This window comes from Sediminihaliea albiluteola, from assembly GCF_014077625.1.
Taxonomy (GTDB): Bacteria; Pseudomonadota; Gammaproteobacteria; order Pseudomonadales; family Halieaceae; genus Sediminihaliea; species Sediminihaliea albiluteola.
Genome location: NZ_JACFXU010000014.1, coordinates 720,190 through 736,250, shown reverse-complemented (window position 1 = coordinate 736,250; position 16,061 = coordinate 720,190). Strand labels below are relative to the sequence as shown.

The following is a 16,061-nucleotide window of genomic DNA, read 5'->3' as shown; positions in this document are numbered from 1 at the left end:
TTCATGCTTTGTCAGCAGCTAGCTGCATCAGACGTTGGTACTGCAGCGCCCCTATACGGAAGTAGGGGCGGTAGCGGCTATCGTGAATATAGAATTTTCGGCCCTGCTGGAACAGCTTTAGCGTGCTGAGCTTTCCGTCCTGAGCCACTTGCATGATGCGCTTGGGCTGGCCAGATTCTGCTAGGCTGCGCTGTGTAGCCTCAGTGGCTATAGCGCTAATACTCAGCTCGCCGAGCGCGCTCAAAATGGTGCTTAACAGCGCGGGCTCTACTGTTCTATTGTCACGCTCAGTCCACAGGTCATGGGCTCCACGCCGAATACTCCAGCCATCTATGCTAACTGCAGTCACATCGCTATAGCGCAGCAGCTGCAGATCTAGCCAAGCCTCTGCAGTCGCGGGAACATCGTGATGATTGTAGCTCAGGCGGTAGATCGAATCGCTGATATCGTTGCGGGCGTAGACTTTGCGAAAAGCAGGGGAGCGACCTAAATACACAGTACCTAGTAGTTCATCTTGCCCGACAAAGCTCAGACGCTGGTGATACTGATAGGAGGCCACCCAGAAACGCTGTCGTGCAGCGCTACTGTCGGCCACTGGAAAACCATGGCGATGATTACTCAGTGTGTCGATTAGCTGCTCGACGCGTTTTTGATTAGCGGGTAGGTCCTGCAGGGCTGGTAGCAACCATCGACCGCGGCGTTTTTGCAGTCGAAGACTCATGCCCATTTGATCTTCGATTTCGATCTGATCTAGATGCTTAAGTTTATCTGCAGCTAGAAGTGCTTCGCTCTTTACGCTCTCGCCTGATTCTAAGAACTGCAGTATGCCGAGCAGGAGACACTGCGCTATCAGTAGAAATACTAAACTGGCAATGGTTCGCTTCATAGTGCTAGAAGCCTTCGGTAGCGCCGCATGCGCCAGCGTTTGAGCAGCCATTGTGCCAAGGCCAGCAGCAGAAAATAAAGCGCGGCAAAGCCGTAATTAATATATTCGATCAGCGCCTGAGCGCGTTCGTCGATTGCCGGCAAGCTGCGATTAAAGTATGCGCGCGGGCGGATCTGCAGTAGCGAATCATCCTGTAGTGACCAGCTGATACTATTGCGAATTAATTCCAGCGCCGTGTGGTGGCTGCTGTTGGTCGCTGCTTTGCGAGCATTGAGCAGGTGGTCGCTGAGAAAATCATTGGAGGCAAAGAGGATGATTCTAGCCGACTGGGGCGAGTATTCGATCGGCGGCGCTAAGTCTGCGAAGGCTTGGCCATCACTATCTTTGGCGCCAGTCGCTGGCAGCGGGTGCTGAGCAAACCAAGAGCGAAAACGGCCTTGCAGAGCAAGGCCCAGAATTTCAGCTTGCCGTTTTACTTGACTGTCTAATGCAGCCTTGCGCTGCTGCGCCAAATGGGGGGCAATATCCTCATCGGCATTCGACAGCCAAGACTCCTCAGAGCTCTGCAATAAGATGCTTAGTTCTTGCTGCTGCGTTGGACGGGCTTCAATAGGCGAGGCCCAAGCCATGGTGACTTCGGCCAAATCGGCGGTGATTGGGTGTTCCGGATTGAGCTGCGGTGGCCGTACATCGATGAAGTAGGGGTAGTCGATTAGCTCCACATCGCGGAACTCGTGGCCGCCAATTTGACGAATGATCGTTGTTGGCAGCGCTGAACTTTGGGAGTCCATCACCAGACTATTACTAATCTGCAAACCGTGGTGGGCTAGCCACTCTTGTAATCCGCTCGGCCAAGTTTTCAGGCGCAGATCCACAGCTGACTGGTCGCTGCTATAGGGTGATGTGGCCAAGATCACAGTGCCACCGCGCATCAAAAACTGATCGATGGCATAGAGTGCTCGGGAGTCGAGTTGCTGCGGGGCAATCACCGCCAGAATGTCGGCCTGTGGGTCTACGCTGCCGTCACTGAGATCTTCTCTGCGCAGGCTATAGTCCTGGGCAATACTTCGCTCTAAGTGATGAAAGCTTGGTGTGGCGCTGTGTTGTTGTGCCGCTCGTTCGTGATCGTGAGGTAAGGCCAAGGCCACGCTGCGGGTAAGGCTATTGGCAAAGCGCCGTAAGCCAGCTTCGAGGGTGGCGCGGAATTCGTCGGGGTCGAAACTGCCAGTGGGTAGCTGCACGACCTGCTGCTCATCTTCAAGTGTTAGATAAAAGTACAGTTCGGCGCCATTGCCAATAGCTGTCACAAGGGGCTGTATATCCAACTCTTGCTGTAGGCGCTGGGCAGTGGCTCCGCCATCCGCGCCGGGGTCAACTAAGCGAACGCTGAACTTGCCCTCGGATTGCTTTACTAAGGTATCAAGCTGAGCGGTGATAGCTTGCTGGTAGTTTTGTAGTAGCGGTGGCAGTTGTGCCTGATCGGATAGGTAGGCTACCAGCTCGACCGCTTGATCGATGTCGGCGAATAGATCGCCACCTAGCTGATGGTGGTAGAGCGCGTCTCGAATAGCGCGGCTCAGTTGGTATTCTGGTTTGCGCAGCTGCAGTTCTGTCAGCGCAGAGCTAGTGCTGCGCACTTCAATCAAATCACTAATCTTCAGCACTTCGTGCTCGCTGCCGTAGCTTAGTAGGATGTGGAAATAATCGTTCATCCAAGATGATTGCTGCCCTCCATAAGACTGCGGTGACGCGGAGTGCAGTCCCAGTTCATCAATGGCTTGCTGCTCGAGGCTTTGTTGTTTGTCAGGCTCGATAAACTCAAGCTGCAGCTTACCTTTACTATGCGCCGCATATTCCTGCAGTAGGTCCTTGAGCTGTGGCACAAGGGGCGCTAGTTGAGGGTGGGGCTGGCTACTAAAGTAAGCCCGCAGCAATAGCCTTTGATCTAGGCTATCGAGGAGTTGTTGAGTGGTCGGCGACAGGGAGTAAAGCTGCCCTTGGCTGAGGTCAAAACGCAGTTCTGGTAAGCGCGCGAGCCAGACATTAGCTAGCAGCAGGTTGACGATTAACAAGCTAGTCATGCTGCGCCAGTAGCGGTGTCGGTTGCTGCGAGCTTTGGACCAGCGCCCCCGCTCTAAGACGTAGACATTCAAGGATAGAAAAATACCGCAGAGGCAGAGGTAGTAATATAAGTCGCGCAGATCTACCACGCCGCGGCTAAAGCTTTCAAAGCGTGAGGCAGTGCTGAAGGCTTGCAGCCAAGCGGCTGTGTCGCTATCAAACAAAGCGCCTAGTAGCGGGTGGCCCAGTAAATAGAGCAGCGCACAAAGAGCAGTCGATCCAATAAAGCTCAGCACAGCTCTATTAGTGCAGGATGAAACAAACAAGCCGATACAAAGGTAGGCGCTGCCCATTAGTAGTGCAGCAAAATAAGCTGTGGCCACAGGCCCCCAGTCGAGCTCGGCAATGAGGCTAAGCGTTATTGCTGGGGGGAGTGTCGATAATAAGGCCAGAACAAGCAGTTTTAGGCAGGCGCGGAACTTGCCAAAAACAAAGCGGCTGATACCCACCGGTTGAGTCAGCAGATATTCTACTGTGCCGCGCTCGCGCTCATCGCTCCACATCGACATGCTTAAGGCTGAACATAAGAATATCAGCAGCAAGGGCAGCCATTGAAACAGTGGTCTTAAATCCGCGATATTTCTGGCGAAGAAGGACTCCAGCGAAAAGACGATAAACAGCGCTGAGGCAGAGAAGCTAGTCAATAGCAGCCACACTAGAGGCGAGGCAAGCAGCAGTCGGCTTTCCTTTTGCGCGACTCGTCGGGCGACGGCATGGCTCATCTGCTTATGGCTCCATGGGTCGCTTCATGGAACACGCTTTCAAGGTCTCGCTGTTGCGGCTGTAAAGTGCAGAGCGACGCCCCGCTGTGCGCCACGCATTTAGCAATCGCTGCCGATGCGACATCGGGCTTGACCTTATCCCTCAAGCGCAGTGTATAGCTATTATCATCTGCTAGGCCTTCAACACTGGCAACTTCCTGCAGAGCGGCGAGTGCTTGATGGAGTGACTCTGAGCTCTGCAGCACGCGCAGTTGCAAAGTGTTGCTGCTACGCAAATCGGCCAGCGAAGCATCTAGGGCCAAGCGACCTTGGTGAAGAATCAGTACTCGGTCACACAGCGCGTCTACTTCTGCCATGATATGGCTTGATAGCACCACAGTAGCACGGCGTGCCAGGCGTTTGATCAGTGCCCGCATATTCTGGCTTTGCTCTGGATCGAGGCCGCGAGTTGGCTCATCGAGAATGAGCAGGCGAGGGCTGCCTAGAATAGCTTGGGCCACGCCGAGCCGCTGGCGCAGGCAGGTTGATAGTCGGTGGATGGGCCACAGCATCTGCTCGCTAATATCAGTAGCTAGCATCACTTCACGCAAGGCCCGCGAGCGCTCCTGGCGGGCGATGCCTTTGCAGGCAGCGCTAAAGTCGAGATAATCCGCCACTATCATCTCTGGGTAGAGCGGCAAGGCCTCCGGTAGGTAGCCCAGCATTTTCTGTACTGCTCTGCAGCCCTGAGCGTAATTGTTGCCCGCCACTACAAGGCTGCCTGCAGAGGGCTCTAGATAGCCACTCAGCATTTTCATCAGCGTGCTTTTGCCCGCGCCATTGTGTCCGAGCAGACCGACGATGGTATTTTGCTCGATCTGGAATGTCACCCCATCTACAGCGCTTAGCTTGCCGTAATGTCGGGTGAGAGATTGCGCGTCAATCATCAATGCCTAGTCTCCGCGCCACTCCTCACGCATGGTGACGAACTCTTCCGCTGCCGTCGGATGGATACCAATAGTGGTATCGAATAGGGCCTTGGTGGCACCAGCGCGCAGAGCAATGGCAATACCTTGAATGATCTCACCGGCGTCGGGACCCAGCATGTGAACGCCTACTACGCGATCGCTTTGATCATCGACAATGAGCTTCATAAAAGTCTTTTCTTGGCGGCCGCTCAGGGTGTGTTTCATAGGGCGGAAGTTGGCCTTGTAGAGTCGCAACTTACCGAAGCGTTGGCGGGCTTCTTCTTCACTAAAGCCGACGGTGCCAATATTGGGCTGGCTAAATACAGCAGTAGGGATAAAGTCGTAGTCTACTTGCTGATCTAATTGGCCAAATTGGCGCCGCGCAAAAGACATGCCCTCGGCTAGGGCCACCGGCGTCAGTTCCATACCGCCGGTGACGTCGCCCAATGCAAAGATGCTGGGCTCAGTGCTGCGAAAGTGCTCGTCTACGACAATCTGCTCATTATCGTTCAGTTCTATGTTGACGTTTTCCAGACCCAGATCCTGCAGGTGTGCTTTGCGACCGGTGGCATAGAGTACGCAGTCAGCTTCGAGTGTGCTGCCATCATTGAGGCTTAGCTTGAGACCTTCAGAATCTTTAGTGATGCGCTCGACGTTGATATTAAAGCGCAGATCGATGCCAGAAGCGGCGAACTCTTGTGCTGCATGATGGCGAATGTCTTGGTCGAAACCGCGCAGGAACAGTGGGCCACGGTATAGCTGGGTAACCTGTGAGCCGAGGCCGTTAAAAATGCCGGCAAATTCCACGGCAATATAACCGCCGCCGACCACTACCAAGCGCTTGGGAAAGTGCTCGAGATCAAAAATTTCGTTGGAAGTGATGGCGTGTTCGCTCCCGGGGAACTCTGGCACATAGGGCCAACCGCCGGTAGCGATCAATATCTTCTCGGCGCTGAATTGCTGCTCGCCAACAGCTACGGTATGGGCGTCGACAATTCGAGCCCTGCCTTGAAGTACCGTTGCATCAACCCCTTCTAACAGTCGTTCGTAAATCGCGTTGAGACGGCTGATTTCAGTTTTTTTGTTGTCGCGCAGAGTGCTCCAGTCAAAATCAGGGATCTCGCTGTCCCAGCCAAAGCCGCGAGCATCTTCAAATGATTTGCTGAACTCCGAGGCGTATACATAGAGCTTTTTGGGCACACAGCCCACGTTGACGCAGGTGCCACCCATGTAGCGGTCTTCGGCAATGGCTACGCGCGCGCCCATGCCTGCAGCCATTCGCGCTGCGCGCACGCCGCCAGAACCTGCGCCAATGACAAAGAGATCGTAGTCTTTGCTTGCGTCTTGGGTCGTGCTGGTCATTTCAATTCTCCGTCTGGCTAATGGTGGCTGAGTTTAACAGTGTTGTGGCAGCGGGGCATGGGTATCATGGAGAGCATAAAATCAAGGGAGTAAAACTATGCTGCGTAAAATGATCTTGCTGCTCGTGGTAGGGCTGCTGCCGCTAGGCTATTTCTTATTGTTGCGTCCGGTACTGGAAATCGCAACTGGCTATACCGCCAAGCAATACTGTTCTGGCCTGCAAATCTCGGCAATGCCACAAGAGTTTATATGGCAGTACGATATAGCGCCGCGTATGGCAGCACTCGGTCCCTTGCGCAGATGGCTTAAAGCGGGTGTTGAGATTGCCCCCAATAGTGTGAGTAGTCGTCTCCTGGGGGTGCAGAGCAAAGCTGTCTACCGCCCCGCTTTAGGCTGCACCTTAAACATCGCTGAAGCAGAACACACAGCAGCAGGCTTGGAGCTTGCCCCGCATAGCCCTGCGCCGGCCCCTGCCTTGCTAGTAGAGCCCGCTTCGAGTGCCTTAGAGCAAGTCTTGGCGCAAGCTTTTGCTGAGCCAGCTGAAGGTGGTCGCAATACTCTAGCAGTGCTGGTAGCTCAGCGCGGTCAGCTACTTGCCGAGCGCTATCGCGCACCAGTCACTGCGGCCACCCCGTTACAGGGTTGGTCGATGAATAAGAGCTTATTGGCCACTTGGGTGGGCATGCAGCATGATCGTGGGCACTTGAGTTTAGAGACGCCAGTGGCGCCAGTGCTAGCGCAGCAGGGCGGTGAGCATTTAGCCTCGAACTTGGCAGCGGAGTTGAATCTTGGGCACTTGTTGCACATGGAGAGCGGCCTGGATTTTCAAGAAAGTTACCGTCCAGGTGATGATGCCACCCAGATGCTGTATCGCAGTCGCGCTGCCTGGGCCGTAGCGCCAGCGAAGGGGCAAGCAGCGGCACCCGGCGAGCTATTCAATTACTCCAGTGGCGATAGCAATGTGGCGGCTCTGCTGTGGCAGCAGTCACTCGGGGAGCGGCCCTATCAGGATTGGCTGCGAGAAGAGTTTCAGCAAGTCCTAGGTTTAGCTGTGCTGGTGGCAGAGCCGGATGCATCTGCTGTGGAAGTGGCCTCATCCTATACCTATATGCTCGCCCGTGACTGGCTGCGCGTGGGGCAGTTGTGGCTGGATGCATGGCATGGTCGCAGCGATTTGCTCAGCCAGGATTGGCAGCGATCGGCAGTGCAGCCGCGCAGGGCCTCTAGTGATGGCAGCTACGGTCGGAGCTTTTGGCTAAATACCCAGGGCGTCACCTTCCCCAACTTGCCAGCGACTGTGTTTTACGCCTCAGGTAATGCCGGGCAAGCTTTGGTGGTAATGCCGGAACAAGAGATCGTGGTTCTGCGCCTTGGTTTGAGTGCATCGGCTGCAGATACGGGCTTGAGTCAGTTGCTGGAAGGCGTAGTCGAGGCCTTGGGCAACTCAGCTGCTTCCCCGGCGCCGCGCTGAGTTGTTTTATCGGGTGAAATAGTTGGGCTGATTGAGTCTTTTGATCCGCAGTGACTTTGGTTAAGGTGGCGCCACTTTAAAGTTGAGCTGCCCGCCATTTCAGGCAGGCCGATCTCAGACCAGAAAAACCCACTAAGGAACTCACTATGCTAGGTAAAGCATCCCGGCTCGGACAAGTGTTCGCGGCCTCTTTGTTAGCGTGTCATGTGGCTGTGGCGAATGCCGAGAACAGCGCTACTGCGCCTGATGAAATCGTTTTAAAGAATGGCTCGCGCTTGATCGGAACGGTCACGGGTAGCCGTGATGGCGTGGTGACGATGGAGACTGAATTTGCTGGTACTTTGAGCATTGCACAGGATCAGATCGATCAGATGCGTACCAATGAAGTCTTTGTACTGAAGCTGGAAGACGGCACCGTAGTAGAAGACCAGCCCATAGTCGTGCAGGACAACGAACTGCTGTTGCCAGCGAGTGTCAATGGCGATGGCGCCTACTCCCTGACGCAGTTGCAGCTAGTTAACCCCGAGCCCTGGGAGCTAGGACAAGGTTATAAATGGAGTGGGTTGGTCAGTGCCGCACTGACTTTACAGGATGGTAATACCGATAGCGAAGAGTTTGATTACCGTTTGGAGAGTGTCTGGCGTAGTCTGCGGGATCGCTACACACTGAAACTTCAAGGTGAAATTGATGAAGCCAATGACGTTAAAAGTGCTGAGAACTGGAAGGCACTAGCCAAGTACGATTACTTTATAGACGGCCCATGGTACTGGGGTATGAATGCCGGTGCAGAGCAAGATAAGTTTGCCGATCTCGATCTGCGCTACTACATCGGTCCCTATATGGGTCGCCAATTTTATGAGGCGCCTGAACTGACGGTGTCGGCGGAAGGCGGTTTGGTCTATGTGAATGAGGACTTTGTTGTTGCCGACGACAAGGAATACCCCGGTGCTAATTGGACCGTGCATGCCAGCAGCAATTACCTCGGCGGTGATTCACGCTTGTACTTGGATCACCACGGTATCCTGAACTTAGACGATGCCCAGGATCTGATCCTTAACACCACTTTGGGTTTAGCTTTTCCCTTAATGTTTAATGTCGAAGCTGCCGCTGAGCTGCTAGTTGAATACGACAGCGGCGCTCCCTCTGCAGTGGATAAAGTGGATCAGACCTACCGCTTCCGCATCGGTTACAGCTGGTAAACTCAGCTGTTTTGCTAGCGGCTTAATCTGAGCCGCTAGCGTGCGCGGCGCACACTCGCAGCGAGCGTTTCAAGTAGAGGGTGGGTGTCGCTCAATGACAGGCAGGCATCGGTGATGCTCTGGCCATAGTTCAGGGCATCCCGCGGCGCCATCGCTTGACTGCCACCGACGAGGTGACTTTCTAACATAACTCCGCGCAAGGCAGTTTGCCCCTGATCTATTTGGTCGCAGAGATTGGCCACAACTTGCGCCTGCTGTTCCGGCTTTTTGCCGCTGTTGCCGTGACTGCAATCGACTATCAGAGATGCGGTTAAGCCCTGTTCGGCTAGCGCTTGGGCGGCACTTTGCACAGCTTGTGGATGATAGTTTGGGCCGCTGTCTTTACCGCCGCGTAATATCAGATAGCAGTGAGGGTTGCCGCTGGATTGCAGCACCGCGGGGGTGCCCTCCTTGGTCAGTGAGGGGAACCAGTGGCTATGGCTGGCGCTGCGGATAGCGTCAATGGCGACATCCACTTGACCATTGGTGGCGTTTTTGAAGCCGACGGGCATCGATAGTCCTGAGGCCAGCTCGCGGTGAATTTGACTTTCAACCGTGCGCGCACCAATGGCACCAAAGCTCACCAAGTCGGCGTAGTACTGACCAAAGGTGTTGTCTAGAAATTCGCTGGCTGCGGGTAAGCCAAGCTCGGCGACATCGAGTAGAACTTTGCGTGCCAGATGAAGCCCGCGATTAATACGAAAGCTGTTGTCTAGCTCGGGGTCGTTGATTAAGCCCTTCCAGCCAATCACTGTGCGGGGCTTTTCAAAATACACTCGCAGTACGGGATAGATTGCATCCTGCAGCGGCTCGCAGAGGGCCTTGAGTTGCCGGGCATAGTCGAGCAGAGCGTCTGGGTCGTGAACTGAGCAGGGTCCGACAATCACCAGCAGGCGCGGGTCATCGCCGGCTAGAATCGCCTCGATGTTGCGGCGAGCTGTGGCAATATCTTCGGCCTGAGTATCAGCCAAGGGCAGCTCCTCTTGCAGGATCCAAGGCGTGATCAGGGGTTGGGCTCGGCTGATTCGAAGATCATCGGTGCGTTGGCTCATGCCGCTGTCCTAGTGGAGATAAAGGTCGGGCATTGTCGCGCAGCGGCAAACAGCAGGCAAGCGAGCATCCTTGGCTTAAGTGCTGACAGATTTGCGCTGCCTGAGTGCGGCCTGGATCTCTCTGACCTTAGCCTCACTCATAGAAATTCGACAGGCTAAGGCGAGCGCGATCAGCAGTGGTGGAATTACGCCCAGCCCCAGTGCATAAACTAGTCCATCGAGTGTTTCCTGAGGTACAGAGCCGGGGCGCATGTCGACATTTAAACCGATTATATCCAATGCGATACCACCATACAGAGGGCCTACTACGGTAGCGGCTTTGTTAGTGAAATTGATCATTGAGAAAAAACCAGCCTCTTGGCGCAGCCCCTGATCCAGCTCATGTTCATCAGTAATATCTGCTACCAATGACTGGGTGTTAATACCGCGCAGTAAAAAGCAGTACATAAAAATCATCATAAAAATGAAATTTAGGATGAAGGCTAAGCTGCTGCTTTCATTGTCGGGCAGTAGACCGGCCAGCTTTGGCGGATACAGCCACAGGCAATCAACTATCATGCCGATCAGTGCAAATTGCATCAGGCGGTGCTTGGGGAAAGCTTGACTCAGGGGCTTGAGTGTCAGCAGGACTAATACAATACCCAATATGCTTGGCAGCGACAAAATAATGGAAATTTCTTGGGCGGAAAACTCCCAGAAGTAAGTCCAAGCCAACATGTTGAGGCTGGCGATCGCGCCATAGGATGACATGGCAGCAAATTCATAAACAATCACCAACCTAAAGCTGCGGTTGCGCAGCGTGCACATAAGGTCGTTTTTTAAGCCTACTAGGCTGCTACTGTCTTTGCGGGGTACCGGGGCCTCTCGGGATGAGTGGATATGCTGCCTCGTGCCAGCACTGCTAATGGTGGCGGCGACCCAAACTACCGCGCATGACAGAGCTCCATAAAGAGGATAATTAGCGGCGACGAAGCGACCATCAACACCCTCGTTAGCGGGAAAGATAAGCAGTAGTGCTGTGGCCGGCAGCAATACAGAAAATAAAAACACAAAAGCCATGCGCGCTCCCAGCACCTGGCTGCGGTCGTGATAGTCGCTAGTGATTTCTGCTGATAGGGCGAGATGGGGGATGGAAAAGGTGGTGACAAAGGTTCGCAGCCAAAGTGACCAGAACAGTAACCAAGTAGCCAGCGCAGTACTGTTTTCAAGCACTGCTTGGGGGGGGCTGAACAGGCCGATAAAGCCCAAGCCCAAGGGCACAATACTTAGCACCATGAAGGGGTGGCGACGCCCCCAGCGGCTGCGCAAGCGGTCTGATAGCAAGCCAACAAGCGGATCAGAAATACCGTCCCACACTAGGCTTAGCGCGATCACCAAGCCGGTGACGGTGCCGGAAAGACCCAGCACTTGCGTATAAAACAACAGCACAAACATGGTGTAAGCGGCTTCTTTGGCAGCGTAAACCGCGCCGCCGCTGCCGTACATTAGACGGGTCTTAGTACTGATCATAATGGCCCACTTCTCTGTTATTGTTATGCCTCCGAGCAGCTGCTCAGTCGAACCTATTATGCACATATAGTCCAGCGAGGTGGTGATTCAGCTAGGATTCAGACTGGGTGTTATTATGGTTTGCTGAGTTGGTAGGATAGAGACTATAAGAAATGAAGGAGCGCGGCATGCGATGGCATAGCTTATTACTAGGGCTGCCCCTAGGGCTGATGTGGCTGTTATCAAGCCCTGTCTGGGCTGGGGTGGATATCGCACGGGGAGAGTCTCTGTATGCAACTTGTGCTACCTGTCACGGAGCCTCTGCAGAGGGGCAGCAGGCCCTGTCGGCACCTCGGCTCAATCATTTGCGAGAGGTTTATATTGTCGCTCAGCTGGAAAAGTTTCGGGCCGGCATTCGCGGGGGCGAAGGCGCTAGTGTAAGCGCTAAGCAGATGGCGCCGATGGCGACCGTATTGCCAGACGAACAGGCCCTGTTAGATGTAGCAGCGTATATTGTTAGCCTCAGCAGCCCGGTATCGCCAGTCACAGTGGCAGGCGATGAGCGTTTGGGTGCAGATTATTACAACCAGTTTTGCGGGGCCTGCCACGGTGCTAAAGCCGCGGGTAATGTAGCGCTGAATTCCCCAGTGTTGGCGGGTTCTGACGATTGGTATCTGGTGGCTCAACTGGCCGCCTTTAGGTCCGGCGAGCGCGGTGCTCATGCCAAGGACAGAACGGGTCGTCAGATGCGGGCAATGGCTATGGTGTTGCCATCTGAGCAGGCCTTGTCCGATGTCACGGCATTCATTCGCTCTCTGGCAGATGGAGCGGATTAATGAGCGTGTTGCGCGGCCTGTTGAGGCTAGGCCTTGCTTTGGCCCTATCCATGGGGCAAGGGGCAGTGGCTGAAGAGGAGTTTCAACTGAGTGCAGACTGTCCGCCGGGCTTTGAGTTGCTCGCAGGGCAATGCAAGTTGCGCAGCCTATACCAGCGTTATGCCTCTTTGCAGGATGCCGGTGTGGGCGGTTTAAAGACGGGCCTGCCCACTTACCGCGATGGTTTTAGTCCCGAGCAAATTGATCTTGGTCGCTACCTGTTTTTTGATCCGATTCTGTCGGCTGATGGAAGTTTGTCTTGTGCCAGTTGCCACCAGCCAGATAAAGGTTTTGCCGATGGCCTAGGGCGCAGTATCGGTCACCGCGGGCAGTTGATGAACCGCTCGGCGCCCTCCTTGTGGAATGTTGCTTTTCTGGACAGTTTTTTCTGGGATGCTCGGGCTAAGACGCTAGAGGAGCAGATGGAAGGGCCGCTTTATAGTGATATTGAGATGGCCAATAATCCACAGCAGATGCTGGCTAGTTTGAATGGCATCGATAACTACCGCCGCTTATTTGCTGTAGCTTATCCGCAGCTCTACGATGCAGAGCAGGGTATCACTCTCGATCAGGTGTATCGGGCTATCGCAGCTTTTGAATCCTCATTAATATCTCTCAATAGCCGTTACGATCACTACGCCCATGGTTATGCTGATGCATTGAGTGCAGAGGAAAAAGAGGGGCTCAATATCTTTCGTTCTTTTGTGGCGCGTTGTGCCGAGTGTCACACGCCGCCTCTGTTCACCAACCAGCAGATAGCGGTCTTAGGTACCCCTGAGCCCGAGGGTATGCCCTTTGATCCCGGGGCGAGTGAAACACTGGGTGAGCCGACGCTGCGGGGCGGCTTTAAGATTCCTTCGCTGCGCAATATTGAACTCACAGCGCCCTATATGCACTCGGGACGCTTTGCCAGCTTGCGGGAAGCAGCAGAGTTTTATACTAAGGGTCGCGGTCACGCCGTGCCTGAAGGTGAGGAGTTGAAAGTCCACTGGCATATCTGGGAGCCGCAATTGAGTGATACAGAGCTCGACCGCTTGGTGGATTTTATGAAGACCCTTACTGACCAACAGTTTAAACCTCGAGAGCCCGAGCGACTACCTTCCGGCTTGCCTCTCGTACATCGAAGTCCAGCTCGCGGAGGCGAGCTAGCAAGTGGAGAGCATAACAATGAATAAACTGCTAGTGATCATTGCTGCCCTAGTATTAGCCGGCGGTGGCTTTTACTTGGGACAGTCGCAAAAAGCCGAGCCCACCATTATTAAAATTGACTCTGAACCCAAGGCCGCTTTTAGTTCTCCTGGAACTGAAGAAATAGCCGCCGCTGGAGCCACTGATTCCTCTCGCTTGCGCTCGCTTAGAACGCCCACTAGCGGCGAGCTGATAGTGGTTAAAAATGGTGAGTCTATTCAGGATGCTGTGGTCAAAGCACAGCCTGGTGCGGTCATTAAAGTCATGCCCGGCATCTACAAAGAAACGGTCTACATCGACAAGGACAATATTACTTTGTCCGGAGTGATTGAAGAGGGTGAGTACCCGATACTAGAGGGCGAGGGGCTTCGCAACGACGCGATTCTTTACTCTGGCAACGGGGTGACCATCGAAAACTTCTACATAACCCATTACAAAGGTAATGGAGTGATGGGGCAGGCCGGTAACAACTTTATTATCCGCAATAATATCGTGGTTGATACCGGGGTCTACGGTATTTTCCCGCAGCTGGGTAAAAACGGCATTGTGTCGCACAATATTCTTTCTGGCATTGAAGATGCGGCGATCTATGTGGGTATGTCAGATAACGTGGACGTGGTTCACAACGAGGTCTTTGCCAGTGTCGCGGGTATCGAAATTGAGAATAGCCGCAAGTCGCTGGTTGAAAATAACTACGTTCACAACAACACTGGCGGGATCCTAGCTTTCATCACCCCGGGCTTGCCGATCAAAACCTGTAGTGATGTGTTGATTCGCAATAACTTTGTAGTCAATAACAACCATGAAAACTTCGCTATACCAGGCTCGCTAGTGTCCAATATTCCAGAGGGTACCGGTGTACTGGTAATGGCCTGTGATGACGTAGTAATTGAAGGCAATATTATTTCAGGCAATGACTCGATGGGTATTACTCTCACCGATTTCTCTATGGCCTCCAATGCCGCTACAGATCCAGACTCTGATCCGAGCCCTAATCGGGCGAAAATACTCAATAACATTATGTATGACAACGGCAATAAGCCGGCGCCGATCGTCCGGGCACTTTTAGCCACAATGATGAAAACCCGCGGGCCCGATATCATCGATACGGTGGGCATGGATGATGGATGTATTCTCAACCCAGAGCGATTCCGTACGATTGGTTTAGGGGACTACGGTGAATGTGAGTTTGATACCACAATGAATGTGGCGAGCTACACTTTGCCTGAGCCGGTGCCAGCTCGTGATAAAGAGCACATGGAGACGGGTAAGCTGGTTTACTACGGTGTGTGTGCCGGTTGTCACGCTTACAGCTCTCGTTTGATTGGCCCGCCAACGCAGATTATTCAGGCCCTTTATATGGATAATCCTGAGGGTATTGCTGCCTATGCCACAGAGCCGGTGAAAAAGCGTGATGACTATCCGGATATGCCGCCTCAGTCGCACCTTGATGAGGAGAGCCTGATGGCCGCGGCAGAGTTCATGCTAGGTCTTGAAAAGTAAGTTAAAGCCTAGGCACCGACTGCCAATCAGTCGGTGCCTTAATTCACTTTCTCGATCATTTGGCTAAGAGTTTACTTGTCTGCTGCCGGCCTCACCCGAATTAATGCGCCCTGTTCACTGTCAGTTAACAAGTACAAGTAGCCATCAGGGGCACTGTATACATCTCTGATCCGTGCTTTTAACTCCGAAAATAAGGCCTGCTCTGCGGTGACTAGGCCATCTTTAATTTTAAGCTGACGCACCTCTTTGTTCACTAATGCACCAATGAAGAGGTCACCCTGCCATTGTGGAAAACGATGGCCCTTATACCAGGCCATGCCAGATGGCGCGATGCTGGGAACCCAATAGTGCAGTGGAGCTTGCATGCCTGGCAGCGATTTAAAAGGCGAAACATAGGCGCCGTTGTAGTCTACGCCGTATGTCACAGCGGGCCAGCCATAGTTGGCGCCAGCTTGTAAAAGGTTGAGCTCATCGCCTCCCTTTGGTCCGTGTTCATGTAAGTAGATATCTCCGCTGTCGGCGTCTAGTGCCAATCCCTGGGCATTGCGATGACCATAGCTGAAAATGCGAGGGCGGGCAGAGTCGACAAAGGGGTTATCACTAGGCACGCTACCATCGTCATTGATGCGCAATACTTTGCCCAATTCGCTGTCGAGATTTTGTGCTTGCTCGCGATAGTCGAAACCATCACCCGTAGTGACTAAGAGCGTAGTGTCTGGCAAAAATAATAGCCGCGCTGCATAGTGTTGGGGGGTATCTTTTGGGTCTTTCACCACCAGAATCTGCTCAACATTCTCTAGACCAGAGGCGCTCAATTGGCCGCGAATTACCGCTGTAGCATTCTCTTTTGCGTTGCCCTTGGCGTAAGACAAGTACACTGTGCGGTTGTGCTCGAACTGCGGGTGCAGTGCCAGATCAAATAAGCCGCCTTGTCCAGCGACATAGGGCTCAGGTATGCCCTGCAGTGCTCGGCTAGAACTGCCGTCGGCTGGAATATGTAGCACTCTGCCGCCGCGCTCGCTGACCAAAAAGCTGTGATCGGGAAGTTGTACGACAGACCAGGGGTGCTGCAAATCATTGCGCAGTGTTTCAAGCTGATATTCCGTTGCCCAGCTGAGTGGGCAGAATAGACAGAGAGCGAGTACAGTTGCTCTGAGTGGGCCAAGCTTAATGAGTGCTGTTTTGGGTCTAAACTTAGACATGGCTTT

At 53.7% G+C, this 16,061-nt stretch carries 12 protein-coding genes; 5 read left to right on the top strand and 7 right to left on the bottom strand.

Annotated elements, in window-relative coordinates; translation table 11 throughout:
- Position 1 precedes the first annotated feature (1 nt).
- Genes H2508_RS10220 through gorA form a run of 4 tightly spaced genes read right to left on the bottom strand, consistent with a single transcriptional unit; the run spans position 2 to position 6,038 of the window.
- Entirely contained in the window at positions 2 to 886 is an 885-nt protein-coding gene (locus tag H2508_RS10220) for a DUF4340 domain-containing protein (protein WP_182172785.1), read from the bottom strand.
- Positions 883 to 3,729, bottom strand: coding sequence for a Gldg family protein (locus H2508_RS10215; RefSeq protein WP_182172782.1), 2,847 nt, complete (start codon positions 3,727 to 3,729; stop codon positions 883 to 885). The genes H2508_RS10220 and H2508_RS10215 overlap by 4 nt, the downstream gene beginning before the upstream one ends.
- Positions 3,726 to 4,655, bottom strand: coding sequence for an ABC transporter ATP-binding protein (locus tag H2508_RS10210; protein WP_182172779.1), 930 nt, complete (start codon positions 4,653 to 4,655; stop codon positions 3,726 to 3,728). Before H2508_RS10210 ends, H2508_RS10215 begins: the two co-directional genes overlap by 4 nt.
- Before the next feature lie 6 nt (positions 4,656 to 4,661).
- Entirely contained in the window at positions 4,662 to 6,038 is a 1,377-nt protein-coding gene (gene gorA, locus H2508_RS10205) for a glutathione-disulfide reductase (protein WP_182172776.1), read from the bottom strand.
- Between the two features lie 97 nt (positions 6,039 to 6,135).
- On the opposite strand from gorA, the gene H2508_RS10200 reads away from it, so the two are divergent.
- Together H2508_RS10200 and H2508_RS10195 are read left to right on the top strand one after the other, a co-directional pair.
- Positions 6,136 to 7,509 carry a serine hydrolase domain-containing protein gene (locus tag H2508_RS10200; protein ID WP_182172773.1) on the top strand — a complete coding sequence of 458 codons (1,374 nt, stop codon included), beginning with the start codon at positions 6,136 to 6,138 and terminating at the stop codon, positions 7,507 to 7,509.
- A gap of 146 nt (positions 7,510 to 7,655) precedes the next feature.
- On the top strand, positions 7,656 to 8,708 hold the full coding sequence (locus H2508_RS10195; protein ID WP_182172770.1) for a DUF481 domain-containing protein: 1,053 nt from the start codon (positions 7,656 to 7,658) through the stop codon (positions 8,706 to 8,708).
- Positions 8,709 to 8,743: 35 nt separating this feature from the next.
- On the opposite strand, the gene H2508_RS10190 is transcribed toward H2508_RS10195, so the two are convergent.
- Together H2508_RS10190 and H2508_RS10185 are read right to left on the bottom strand one after the other, a co-directional pair.
- The gene (locus H2508_RS10190; RefSeq protein ID WP_182172767.1) at positions 8,744 to 9,799 is read right to left on the bottom strand and encodes a 3-deoxy-7-phosphoheptulonate synthase; all 1,056 of its coding nucleotides are present in this window, start codon (positions 9,797 to 9,799) and stop codon (positions 8,744 to 8,746) included.
- 75 nt (positions 9,800 to 9,874) lie between these two features.
- On the bottom strand, positions 9,875 to 11,308 hold the full coding sequence (locus tag H2508_RS10185) for an MFS transporter (protein WP_182172764.1): 1,434 nt from the start codon (positions 11,306 to 11,308) through the stop codon (positions 9,875 to 9,877).
- A gap of 167 nt (positions 11,309 to 11,475) precedes the next feature.
- On the opposite strand from H2508_RS10185, the gene H2508_RS10180 reads away from it, so the two are divergent.
- Genes H2508_RS10180 through H2508_RS10170 form a run of 3 tightly spaced genes read left to right on the top strand, consistent with a single transcriptional unit; the run spans position 11,476 to position 14,853 of the window.
- Positions 11,476 to 12,123: a c-type cytochrome gene (locus tag H2508_RS10180; protein ID WP_182172761.1), complete on the top strand. Its 648-nt coding sequence runs from the start codon at positions 11,476 to 11,478 to the stop codon at positions 12,121 to 12,123.
- The gene (locus H2508_RS10175) at positions 12,123 to 13,337 is read left to right on the top strand and encodes a cytochrome-c peroxidase (protein WP_182172758.1); all 1,215 of its coding nucleotides are present in this window, start codon (positions 12,123 to 12,125) and stop codon (positions 13,335 to 13,337) included. The genes H2508_RS10180 and H2508_RS10175 overlap by 1 nt, the downstream gene beginning before the upstream one ends.
- A complete protein-coding gene (locus H2508_RS10170) occupies positions 13,330 to 14,853 on the top strand; it encodes a parallel beta-helix domain-containing protein (protein ID WP_182172755.1) in 1,524 nt (507 codons plus the stop codon). Before H2508_RS10175 ends, H2508_RS10170 begins: the two co-directional genes overlap by 8 nt.
- Before the next feature lie 71 nt (positions 14,854 to 14,924).
- On the opposite strand, the gene H2508_RS10165 is transcribed toward H2508_RS10170, so the two are convergent.
- Positions 14,925 to 16,055 (bottom strand): PQQ-dependent sugar dehydrogenase, encoded by a 1,131-nt coding sequence (locus H2508_RS10165; RefSeq protein ID WP_182172752.1) that lies wholly within the window; start codon positions 16,053 to 16,055, stop codon positions 14,925 to 14,927.
- Positions 16,056 to 16,061 lie beyond the last annotated feature (6 nt).

Coding starts and splice junctions, on each gene's coding strand:
- H2508_RS10220 (WP_182172785.1), bottom strand. CDS start 886: ATGAAGCGAACCATTGCCAGTTTAGTATTTCTACTGATAGCGCAGTGT.
- H2508_RS10215 (WP_182172782.1), bottom strand. CDS start 3,729: ATGAGCCATGCCGTCGCCCGACGAGTCGCGCAAAAGGAAAGCCGACTG.
- H2508_RS10210 (WP_182172779.1), bottom strand. CDS start 4,655: ATGATTGACGCGCAATCTCTCACCCGACATTACGGCAAGCTAAGCGCT.
- gorA (WP_182172776.1), bottom strand. CDS start 6,038: ATGACCAGCACGACCCAAGACGCAAGCAAAGACTACGATCTCTTTGTC.
- H2508_RS10200 (WP_182172773.1), top strand. CDS start 6,136: ATGCTGCGTAAAATGATCTTGCTGCTCGTGGTAGGGCTGCTGCCGCTA.
- H2508_RS10195 (WP_182172770.1), top strand. CDS start 7,656: ATGCTAGGTAAAGCATCCCGGCTCGGACAAGTGTTCGCGGCCTCTTTG.
- H2508_RS10190 (WP_182172767.1), bottom strand. CDS start 9,799: ATGAGCCAACGCACCGATGATCTTCGAATCAGCCGAGCCCAACCCCTG.
- H2508_RS10185 (WP_182172764.1), bottom strand. CDS start 11,308: ATGATCAGTACTAAGACCCGTCTAATGTACGGCAGCGGCGGCGCGGTT.
- H2508_RS10180 (WP_182172761.1), top strand. CDS start 11,476: ATGCGATGGCATAGCTTATTACTAGGGCTGCCCCTAGGGCTGATGTGG.
- H2508_RS10175 (WP_182172758.1), top strand. CDS start 12,123: ATGAGCGTGTTGCGCGGCCTGTTGAGGCTAGGCCTTGCTTTGGCCCTA.
- H2508_RS10170 (WP_182172755.1), top strand. CDS start 13,330: ATGAATAAACTGCTAGTGATCATTGCTGCCCTAGTATTAGCCGGCGGT.
- H2508_RS10165 (WP_182172752.1), bottom strand. CDS start 16,055: ATGTCTAAGTTTAGACCCAAAACAGCACTCATTAAGCTTGGCCCACTC.